This window comes from Parachlamydiales bacterium (assembly GCA_041671045.1).
GTDB lineage: Bacteria > Chlamydiota > Chlamydiia > Chlamydiales > JABDDJ01 > JABDDJ01.
In genome coordinates, this window is sequence record JBAZCF010000005.1 from 128,737 (window position 1) to 139,894 (window position 11,158).

An 11,158-nucleotide genomic window follows, 5' to 3' on the forward strand; every position below is an offset into this window, starting at 1 on the left:
CTTCTATTCTCTTTGATACCATTTTTTTTCAGTTTCAGCTAATTTTTAAAATTATATCTTAATTTTTAAAATCGGCTGCGATGGCAACATTTATAAGTAAAATTATTTATGGTATAGCATGGAAGACCTACTCCTCCGTTCTTGCTTTTTTCTGCATAGTTATAGGAATAATCGTTCTCTATGGCTGGAAAATCGAAAGTTCAGCACTGGTCCAAGTCTATTCCACCTATGCCCCTATGAAGGTCAATACCGCGCTATGCTTTATCCTTACAGGCGCTTCTATCTTATTACATATAAATTTCTTGCATAGGATTGCAAGGATCCTGAATTTTTTAGTGATCATTGTAGTGTTGGTAACCGGATTGCAATATATCCTGCATGTTGATTTTGGTATTGATAATTTTATTTTCCACCCTTTTACAGCAGTGGAAACAATGGTTGCGGGACGGATGTCTCCTACTGCTATTACATGTTTTACTTTCACTAACATGGGATTGGCATTATTAGGAACGCGGAGCCTTATTACAGCGTTTCTTCAAGGGATTTCGGGGATATTTGTACTTGTCCTTTCGTTAGCTTCCATCTTTTTCTATTTGAGCGGTTTGAAGGGCTCACTGATCGGAACGAATTTAACGTATATGGCAATACATACTTCACTGTTATTTCAGGGCTTAGGCTGGCTCTTATTCATTCATTCAGGAAAGATGCTGACACATTTCTCTTCCCGGCATGGCTGGCTATTACCCGTATTTGTGGGGATAGGAGGGCTTGCTATAACCGCGTGCTTATTTTTGGCATTAAGGGAACAGCAAAAGATTTTATTAAACAAGTCATTCGACATTATTTCAGAGGGTATTGGTGATTCTATAGAGAACTATTTTGATGATAGGATCAAAGGGATTATGCGGGTATCTACTCGTTGGACGGCGAGGGGGGGGGCTCCGAAGAATGAATGGTTAGCGGATGCAGAGAGTTATGTGAAGGATCATCCAAGTATTCAATTTATGTTTAAAACAGACGAAGATGAACATATTATTTGGACAGCACCTTTGAAAGATGATCAGTTGCTAAATGGTATGAAATTGCCGCCTCTTAAAGCACTTTCAAGCACTGAAGGAGGGAAGATTGGAATTTCATATAACAAGGCGTTATTCAATAACAAAACAGTTTTTATTATTGCTGCGCGATTGAGTGTGAATAAAAAACCGGAGGGGTATGTCGGAGCTGTGTTCGATATTGATAAACTCATTAATACGACAATGAAACGATCAAATTTTCAAAAATTTGGTATAAAGGTTTACCATGACGGCTCTTTAGTCACTTCTGAAAATATCGGCAGATCATCAGACTATACCGGAAAAGGTAAAATTGATATTTCCGATCATGTGTTCGATTTAGAAATCTTTCCGGATGCGAGTTTCGTTGCAAAACAAAAATCAACCCTTCCTTTTGCTATTTTGTTTGTAGGGCTTCTTTTGTCTGCTCTTTCTTCAATCGCTACTTATTACAATGTAGAAGTGGCGAAAGGACGTCGCAATTTACATAAAGCATATAGTGAAATGAGCCAGAAGGAAAAAGAGCTTAGACGTCAAAAGAATCTTCTACAGTATATTATGGATAATTCCGATGTCCTCATTTACTTGAAGGATATCAAAGGCAAATATTTGCTTGTGAATTCCCGTTTTATAGAGTTATTTTGCAGCGAAGGCCCTCATAAAGGGTTCACCGATTTCGATCTCTTTCCTGCTGATATTGCAGAACATCTGATTCAAAATGATAAAAAAATTATGAATGAAAAAAAGAAGCAGATGATTGAAGAAGTCGTTCCCGTAAAGGGGGGACAGAAGACCTTTTTATCTTTAAAAGCCCCCGTGTTCGATACCGATGGTAACTTTTATGCAATCTGTGGAATGTCTACAGATATTTCAAAAAGGATTGAAGCTGAGAAAAAGCTGCAATCCTCCCTTAATAGCCTAGAAGAGATTAATCGACAAATATTAGAAGCCAGGAAAAAAGCTGAAGAGGCTAATATTGCAAAAAGCGCCTTTCTAGCAAATATGAGCCACGAAATCCGCACTCCTTTGAATGGCGTCATTGGTATGACGGAGCTGTTGTATAACACAGAGTTATCAGAGAAGCAGGAAAGATACGTTCAAAGAATTTCATCTTCTGGGAAAATGCTTTTAACTCTTGTGAACGATATTTTAGATCTTTCGAAAATTGAAGCAGGGAAATTGATCTTAGATACTACTGAGGGTAATATTGCAACTTTGGTCAAAGAGGTTGTCGAGATTATGACGGTGCGTACAGAAGAGAAAAATCTCCAACTTAGCATAGATCTGGATCCCCAAATACCGAATCCAATCTTTTTAGATGTTGCCCGTTTGCGTCAGATACTGGTTAATCTTGTAGGCAATGCCGTGAAGTTTACCGAAAAAGGGGGGGTTAAGATTAAGTGCTTTTGCATTAAGCATAAGGAAACCGACAGCAATCATATGGCGCTGCGGTTTGAAGTGATAGATACAGGAATAGGAATAACTAAGAGTAAATTTAATCAGATTTTTGAAAAGTTCTCTCAAGCAGATGTTTCAACGACACGTAAATTTGGAGGAACAGGCTTAGGCCTTGCCATTTGCAAGCAGTTAGTGGAAAGAATGGGTGGAGATATAGGCTTTGAGAGCGAGGAAAATAAGGGATCGACATTTTGGTTTGAGTTATTATTTACTCTCCAAAAGAAAGAAGGAGCAAAAGACCCTGAATGGAGGCCCACTTGCGAGCAATTTTCGGAACTAAAATTCTTAATTCTAGGGTGTAATTCACAGCAAACCTCCGTTATAAAAGATTATGTAGGAAGCTGGAATATAAAATGCACTCATTGCTATACAGGTGAAGCCGCCGTTGAAGAGTGCCTTTCAGAAATCACGTATGATATATTAATTGTGGATGATAGTGTGCAGGATTGGGAAGCTATTACCGTTGTGAATAGTCTCTTAGCTAATCAAGGTAAAAAGAGAGTGGCTATTTTACTGGTATATTCCGGCCTTAAACCTCAGTCAGAGGTTTCTTCTAAGGTAGATATTGTCTTAAAATTGCCTTTCTCCAGTTCTGAGCTATTTAATTGCGTGGCAGCATATTTCACTAGGTCATTCAGGAACAAAGATGAGTTTCTAAATGATTATTCGTTAACCCAAACAAATGATGCAAAGGGTAACAATGAAAAAAATAACAAGTAAATTTCCGGGACGAAACGTCCTTGTCGTTGAGGACAATCTCATTAACCAGGAAATCATAAAAGAACTCCTTGAACTCATGGACTTCCATATCGATATCGCTTCACACGGAAAAGAAGCATTGAAGAGCACGGCTGCAAAGAAATATGATATTATTTTTATGGATATCCAAATGCCTGAAATGGACGGGTACGAAACGACACGACAGATCAGACATATTGAAAGCCCCAATAAACACACTACCATTATTGCTTTAACAGCAAATGCCATGAGCGATGATAAGATAAAATGTATAGAAGTAGGGATGAACGATTATCTTTCAAAACCTCTGGATGTACAAAAATTGGAGGTCATATTGCAAAAGTACCTTATTAATCTAAGCGACGATGCTAATAAATGAAGATCGAAAATGAGTATGAGAACCTTCCCTCCTTATCTCAAAAGCCATTTATCCAGGCATTAATCTGCGCATTAAGCCTGGCTCTCATCCATTATGTTCTGGGAGGAGGAGCCTTGTTTCTTCCTTTGATCCTCTATGGATTTTGGTTTTTGTCATGCATAATAGCCTCTTTATACGGCACAGTTGTGGGGCTGTTTTGCTCAATCTTATGCAGTGCAATTTATTTGCTTTTTCATGTATTCGATCCAAACATTCCTTTGGGAGCATTATTACAGTTCCGCCCTTACGAGCAGCCTTTATTATGGATTTTCTCAGCGATAGTTTTTGGAGAAATTCGTTCACAGCTCAATCTTACTATGCTGCAAATGCAAGACCATCTCTCTCTCTTAAGTGATTCTAATCAAATGCTGCAGGACAATGTTGCAGAAGTGCAGAGAGAGAATAATAAGTTTAAGCATTTGTTAGTCTCAAGTAGCGAGAAAAATGAGGAGACCATCAATGTTTTGCTTCCACTTTTAGCCCTTAAGTCAACACAGGTATTGCTTAATGTAGAAAACGCTATTCATACCATATTGAGTCCTAAGAAATTCTCTATCTATGCCAACGGGAATGATGGGCTGGAGATTTTGATTTCACACGGCTGGTCTGCGATGGATGCCTTCCCTTTGCGTATTGTTCCGGATGATCTTCTCTATAAATCAGTAGTGATCCATAGGGAAGCTGTTGCCGCAACAGACATACCGATCGATTTCCTTGAAAAACATGGAGTCTTTGCCGCTCCCTTTAGCGATCCCGAAACAGGGGAAGTCTACGGGATGATTAAAATAGAGGAAATGGGAGCGAAGCCCCTCGATCAAAGCAGCGTTGAAATTGCCAAAGAGTTGTGTCGGTTCATAGGCCAGGTTTATGCACTGGCCCGCCATTACCAAGATGCAATGAAGAGCTCTATCTACTCGCGACAAGGCTATATCTATTCTGATGCCATGCACCAGTGCTTGCATGAATATTTACTGATGTTAGCAAAAAAGCTTGGGTTCTCTTTATCTTCTTTCCATATTGTGCTGAGGTCTGCCTCGGAGAATGTTTTCTTATCTGAACTGCGTATCGTTTCAGAGATCATCGCCAGAATACTACCCTCGCAGGCCCTGATCTTCCAGGGTAAGGGCCCGTCTTATGAATTATCAGTGCTTCTTCCCGGATGCCTGCCTAGGCAAGTAGAAACATATGAAGTTGCTTTAACTAAAGCTTTACATGAGCAAGGTTCACTCAAAACTAGCAAAGTATATGTGACACGTAAAACAGAATATGTGCTAGAAGTAGCATTGATGAATAGTTAATCATTATTTAAATCTGAATATTTTCCGGAGAAATGATATGTCTCAAGTTACACTTAGAGGAAAGCCAATTCATACTCTAGGCCATCTGCCCAGTGTAGGAAAAACAGTACCGAATTTTACTCTAGTAGGGAGTGATCTCTCTGAAGTGACATTATCGCAATTTAACGGTAAGACTGTACTATTAAATATTTTTCCTAGCCTAGATACAGATGTTTGCGCCTTATCGGTGCAGAAGTTTAATGCCGAATTAGCGAAGCATCCTGAAATAACAGTGCTTCATATTTCCAAAGACCTGCCTTTTGCTATGAACCGATTTTGTTCTACGAATAAATTGGAAGGCGCCACTACGTTATCTGCTTTCAACAGCAATTTCGGAAAGGATTTTGGTGTGGAAATTCAAGAAGGACCCATGAGAGGATTGTTATCACGCGCTGTGATTATTTTAGATGAGCAAGGCAAAGTTATTTACGAAGAACAAGTTCCTGAAATAGGACAAGAACCTGACTATAAAAAAGCACTATCAGCATTAGGAATTGATTTAGCCGTTTCTAAAGGAGGTAACCATGCTTAAAAAATACCGTTTTGCATCTTTGTTATTGTTGATTCAAGCTATGGCATTACCTTTGGCTGCTGCACCAGAGTCCAATTCAACCTACCAAACCTACGTAGCTAAGGATTTCAGCACTCTAAAAGGTTTGAAAGGTATTTCAGATAATCTGATGGCGATGCACTTGAAACTTTATGAAGGCTACGTCAAAAACACGAATTTACTGCACGATCAGTTGCAAGATCTTGTCAAAGAAGGAAAAGAACGCTCTCCCCAATATGCCGGGCTGAAAAGAATCTACGGCTGGGAATTTGATGGTATGCGCTTGCATGAGTATTATTTCGGCAATCTGGGCGGTGACGGAAAACCCGTCCAAGAAGGGACTTTAAATAAAGCGATCGTAAAACAGTTTGGGTCCTATGAGAATTGGAAAAAAGACTTTATCGCGACCGGAATGATCAGAGGAATTGGCTGGGCTGTGCTTTATCAAGACCCTTCCAATGGAAATTTAGTCAATACATGGATCAATGAACACGATCTAGGGCATCTTGCCGGTGGCAAGCCTTTAGTTATCATGGATGTATTTGAACATGCTTATATCACTGAATATGGCTTGAATCGTGAAGACTACATCAAAGCTTTCTTTGATAACTTATCATGGAAAGTTGCTGAAGAGAGATTTAACCCTGCCGTTGTTACGTCTCCAACAACCCAGGAGCTCACTACAAATAAGCTAAGATATAAGTAGTCATGACCGCGGCGCATTTTATGCGCCGCTTCTAGAAATGGGGTTATATGGAACAGGCTGTCTTCCCGGGGACTTTCAACCCGCCGACAATAGGGCATCTGGATATTATTGAAAGAGCATCAAAACTTGTTAAAACACTTTATGTTGCTGTAGGGAATAACCCTAAGAAAAGCAAGCAGGAAGCGACAATAGAGAAACGTTTAGAATGGCTAAAACTCATCACTTCAAACCTGCCAAACGTACAAGTCGTTTCATTTGAAGGACTGCTTGCAGATTTCGCTAGAATAAACGGTATCAAGGTAGCTATCCGTTCTATCCGCGGGGCGTTGGAACTGGAGCAGGAAACTATGCAAGCCAAGATGAATAAGGCTATGACTGGATTAGAGACACTATTTATTCCATCAGATCTTCCTTACATCAGCTCTAGTTTAGTCAGAGAAGTCGCTGTCAATAAAGGCCCGATTGAGGCTTTTGTACCTTATAGTTTGGTTAAGGATATCCTTATTGCCTACTCTTAATTCTATTCCACAGTAGCTGCCGCTGCTGCGCCGATGACATTAGCTTTCACACCAAGTTTTGCGGGGATGCTCTCCAATTTTGCTGTTGCAGCTTTTAAGGCATAGCGGAGGATCTCTTGGTGCACTTCTTGAATAAATGTGGGATGGGATAGGGCCACGCTGCCCCCAAAAATGATTTTTTGTGGATTGAATGCATTCACAAAAGAAACACATCCGTGAGCAAGGTTTTTTATTAGATCATTATGGATTTCTATAGCAAGGGGATCCGCAAGTTTATGGGCTGCAGTCAGATGTTCGCCTTTGATTTTATGGATATCGCCTTCTGCAAGTTCAAGCAGCTTTTTGGCACGTTCCGGGTTATTGGCCACAGCTTCTTGAACAGTCACTGCAATGCCCCAACCACCTGCATAGGCCTCTAAACAGCCGCGATTTCCACAGGTGCATTGACGTCCACCTTCACGCAAGGTCGTATGTCCCAGTTCACCTGCGGTGTTGCTGTAGCCCTGCATGAGGTGGCCATTAGTGACTATGCCTCCGCCGATACCCGTTCCGATAAAGATACAGATGAAATCTTTGCATCCTTTTCCTGCTCCATGAAGCCATTCGCCCCAAGTAGCGGCCCTGACATCATTCAATAATACACAGGGAAGGTCGAGCCCTTTTTCTAAGATGTTTTTAAGGGGGATATCGGTCCAGTTTAAGTTGGGTGCAAAAAGTACTTTGTCACCTTGCGAGCTTATTTGACCTGCGATTCCGGCTCCGACTGCCTTAACTTTTTGAGGGGATTCTTTGATAAGATTTTTTGATGCGGTAATAATATCTTCTGCAACAGCTTCAGGCCCTTCATGCACACGGGTAGGTATTTTAATATCTTTAACGACAATGCCTTTGGTATCTACCAAGGCTATTTCCGCTTTTGTTCCGCCAAGATCGATGCCGAGGGATAGAAAATTGTGAGACATAGTTATTCCGGTTCAGGATGGATATAGATTTGAGCAAGGTCCGTTAGGATACTTTTACTCTAGAAGTGCAATTTGTTAAAACTTGACTTTAGCGGAAATTTCAAATTATTCCTTTGTTAAGGGAATGTTTTGAAATTTCCGCTAGTATTTTGTAAGATTTTGAAAGATTAGATAGTTTCAATTAGCAATTTGCCGAAGTTAAAGAGACCTTTCAAGGAAGATCCTTGCGGACACTGGACTTTACCGAAACCATGCATATGGTTATATTTAAAATGTCCTTTTCTAATGGTGCCACAGGGTAGGACAACTGTAGCGAAGCCATTCATGAAGCCGTTTGTGAATTCCCCTTCTATCAACTTTCCGGAGGGGAAGATGACTTTAGCATTTCCTTCAACTAGGCCGTCTTTAAGTTCACCATTGAGGAGCAGTCCAATAGGTAAGCCTGGAATGGATTGATCTTCCTCACTAAAAGTAATATCTATAGGATTTTCCGGGCTGTGGCAGGGAAAGGCTACAATTTGCTGCTCATCAAAACTACCAAAAGTAGATTCAGTTTCGAAAGAATGTTCATAATTACTATCAATTTCATTAATGAAAGCCTCAGAGGACGAAAATAGACCTTCGACAAACAGACCTGTAAATTGCGATCCGTCGCCTAACAAGATATTGGCTTTTCCTTCCGGTGTTCCATCGATAAATTCAGCATTCAATGTACACTTGTTTGGGAAAGTTAAAGTGCCATGGCCGTGAATATTCCCGTGAACAAAATAGCCTGTTTGTATAGAGCCGTCTTTAAATGTTTTTTTACCTTCTCCATGGAGTTTTGATAAAAGGAAGTTTCCTTCATGAAATTCTCCATTAGCAAATTTAATGGATCCTTTCCCATTCAAAAAGCCATTGATAAATTGTCCGGATTGTGACTCTCCGTCAGCAAAAGAGACTGTTCCTTCTTGAATAATGCCATTGTCAAAGAGACCTTCTTGAGTTTCTTTGGAAGGAAAAGTGATTTTTCCATATCCGGTAAGATCGTTCTCTATAAAAATCCCTTCATGCACTTCTCCATTGGGGTAGTAGAACATTCCATATTTAGAGGGGGGCTTATTGATCGTAGAGGTGGCAGCTTTTTCTGAAGGACTGAATTTTTCAAGCGTATGTTTAATAAATCTTAATACTAATCTATAAAAAACATTCATTATTGTTATCTTTAAGTTGGTTAGTTAAAACTAATTATAAACTAACTTTTAATTAATGTAAATAATTATTTGATGCAAAAACAGCTCCTACTATACTATTGCTTGACAATTAGACCCACTTTTCACTATGCAAAAGCGTATTAATAACTTTTAGCTAAGGATTTTCTCATGCGACACATCATTTCATTCTGTATCGGTATTTTTTGCGTAATTGAGCTAGGGGGAGTTGAAGTAATATTTAGCGACCAACGGGGAGTTGAATCTACTTTAGAAATCGATGGGACAACTCCGATCTACCTTATGAATGCACATATAGAAAATCATTTAGGAGCTAATGTTAAAAATGTCCAAATGATGGTCGATTATAACACCGATAAGGCGGCGGCTGTTACTAAAGATTTTAGAGACTATTACACTCCCGTGACGCCTACGGAAGTAGAAAAAATCAACTATATTGTAAAGACGTTAGGCACTAAAGCTAAAATCCAATTATTTTGGGATAAATCCTCTCTCGATAAAACAGGCGATCAAATTAGACACCTGCATCCTTTAAAATTCCTTACTGTTATTTTGACCAATCAAGACAATATCAAGTATATAAGGATTATTCGCGATAAGGGCCGTGTCTGGGATAATTTTGGTGGCGAACTCAAAGGCAGCTTAAAGGAGGAGGCTGCCAAAGATAACCTAAAATATGAATATGTCGCAGATTTTGCTGAGAAAATTAAAGTCGATATCAATCTGATCTGGCCTGATGTGCAAAATAAGAAATGGACGGCATTTGTAGATAAGGTTATTTATCAAGTACCTTACAAAAAATAGACTGTCGGAGAAAAGTTATGGGAATGTACGACCAATACGATCAACAACCCCAGCGCAGTTCTTCAGGTGGGCGGTGGATAGCCGCGCTCCTCATTGCTCTTTTCGGACTTTTTATGTTCTTGAGTCAAGTTCAGGAGAATCCTGTGACGAAGGAGCGGCAGTATGTCGCTATCTCTCCGGAGCAGGAGATCCGCCTCGGATTAGAATCTGCTCCTCAAATGTCCCAGGAAATGGGTGGAGAACTTTCTGCCTCTGATCCAAGGACGCAAGAAGTCAAACGTATTGGGGCCATGATCGTTAACGGTACAATCGCCAAAGGCAGTCCATGGAAATTTCAATTTCATCTATTGGCAGATAATAAAACGATCAACGCATTTGCCCTTCCAGGAGGGCAAATATTTATTACTGATGGGCTGCTTAGCAGGCTTCAGAATGAAGCTCAGTTGGCGGGAGTTCTCAGCCATGAAATAGGCCATGTCATTGAGCGTCATTCTGCTCAACAAATGGCCAAAGAACAGTTCGGCCAGATCCTCATTGGAGCTGTCGCGACAGGTGCTGCAGATCCTTACTCTCAGAATGGGTTTAATCCTGCGATGGTAGCTGCATTTGTGAATAAAATGGTACAGCTTCGTTATGGACGACATGATGAGTCTCAAGCTGACCAATGGGGTTTAAAACTGACTGAACAAGCTGGTTTTGATCCCTTTGCCATGATTGAAGTCATGAAAATTCTTAAAACGGCAGGACCACGTGGTAGCATGCCCGATATTTTCCAATCACATCCCGATCCGGATCTGAGGATAGAGCAAATTCAAGCTTACCTAAAAGAGCATCCACCCAAAGCAGGTCTTTCTCTTGGACGTAACCTAAGCGAAGTTTACGGTAATACTCCTGCCCGGCGCGATGAGCCATCGGGCGGGCTGGATGATTTCTGGTTTAGATAAGCGAAATAATATCTCTGTGTTCGATTTATAGGGATAATTGGATTATCTTCAGATTATTGCAGTCCTTCAGACTACATAGAGAGGCATTCAGTTACCTAGGTCATCTCCCTAGGTATAGTTTAAGCACGTATATGCAGTCTGAACGACTGCAACATCTTATTTTCAAAAGGTCTAAGAAAATAAATGTGTTCAATAACAAGGAATTGTCGCAGTACATTTAACTGCGAAGCAGTACTTTGCCACGAAGTGGTGGCAGCTTTAAGGTGGGGTTAGAGTGACTCAGTGGTGTCGCCACTTCGTGGCTCAATTTTTTGCTGAATTTTACCATGCGTTCATTCGCTTCGCTCATTCACACATGGCTAACATCATGTAGCCACTTCGTGGCAAAAGACTGCTTCGCAGTAATGCATATGAAATTCACACATGGCTAACATCATGTAGCCACTTCGTGGCAAAA

The 11,158-nt window shown here is 40.3% G+C and carries 10 protein-coding genes; 8 read left to right on the forward strand and 2 right to left on the reverse strand.

Annotation, left to right across the window (positions count from 1 at the left end; all coding sequences use genetic code 11):
• Positions 1 to 80: 80 nt before the first annotated feature.
• From WC222_07470 to coaD, 6 genes are read left to right on the forward strand one after another with little or no spacing between them, the layout of a single operon-like run.
• Positions 81 to 3,233, forward strand: a complete 3,153-nt coding sequence (locus WC222_07470; protein ID MFA6916220.1) for an ATP-binding protein — start codon at positions 81 to 83, stop codon at positions 3,231 to 3,233.
• Entirely contained in the window at positions 3,214 to 3,630 is a 417-nt protein-coding gene (locus WC222_07475; GenBank protein MFA6916221.1) for a response regulator, read from the forward strand. Before WC222_07470 ends, WC222_07475 begins: the two co-directional genes overlap by 20 nt.
• Positions 3,627 to 4,967, forward strand: coding sequence for a GAF domain-containing protein (locus WC222_07480; GenBank protein ID MFA6916222.1), 1,341 nt, complete (start codon positions 3,627 to 3,629; stop codon positions 4,965 to 4,967). The genes WC222_07475 and WC222_07480 overlap by 4 nt, the downstream gene beginning before the upstream one ends.
• 37 nt (positions 4,968 to 5,004) lie before the next feature.
• A complete protein-coding gene (tpx, locus tag WC222_07485) occupies positions 5,005 to 5,538 on the forward strand; it encodes a thiol peroxidase (GenBank protein MFA6916223.1) in 534 nt (177 codons plus the stop codon).
• Positions 5,531 to 6,262, forward strand: coding sequence for a Fe-Mn family superoxide dismutase (locus WC222_07490; GenBank protein ID MFA6916224.1), 732 nt, complete (start codon positions 5,531 to 5,533; stop codon positions 6,260 to 6,262). Before tpx ends, WC222_07490 begins: the two co-directional genes overlap by 8 nt.
• Before the next feature lie 47 nt (positions 6,263 to 6,309).
• Positions 6,310 to 6,780, forward strand: coding sequence for a pantetheine-phosphate adenylyltransferase (coaD, locus tag WC222_07495; GenBank protein MFA6916225.1), 471 nt, complete (start codon positions 6,310 to 6,312; stop codon positions 6,778 to 6,780).
• Between the two features lie 2 nt (positions 6,781 to 6,782).
• Here coaD and WC222_07500 read toward each other — a convergent pair whose 3' ends face one another.
• A complete protein-coding gene (locus WC222_07500) occupies positions 6,783 to 7,742 on the reverse strand; it encodes an ROK family protein (GenBank protein MFA6916226.1) in 960 nt (319 codons plus the stop codon).
• A 167-nt stretch (positions 7,743 to 7,909) separates the two neighbouring features.
• Entirely contained in the window at positions 7,910 to 8,935 is a 1,026-nt protein-coding gene (locus WC222_07505; GenBank protein ID MFA6916227.1) for a hypothetical protein, read from the reverse strand.
• 168 nt (positions 8,936 to 9,103) lie between these two features.
• Between WC222_07505 and WC222_07510 the strand changes: the two genes are divergently transcribed.
• Complete coding sequence (locus WC222_07510; protein ID MFA6916228.1) at positions 9,104 to 9,757, forward strand: hypothetical protein; 654 nt, start codon at positions 9,104 to 9,106, stop codon at positions 9,755 to 9,757.
• A gap of 17 nt (positions 9,758 to 9,774) precedes the next feature.
• Positions 9,775 to 10,701, forward strand: coding sequence for a M48 family metalloprotease (locus WC222_07515; GenBank protein ID MFA6916229.1), 927 nt, complete (start codon positions 9,775 to 9,777; stop codon positions 10,699 to 10,701).
• Positions 10,702 to 11,158 lie beyond the last annotated feature (457 nt).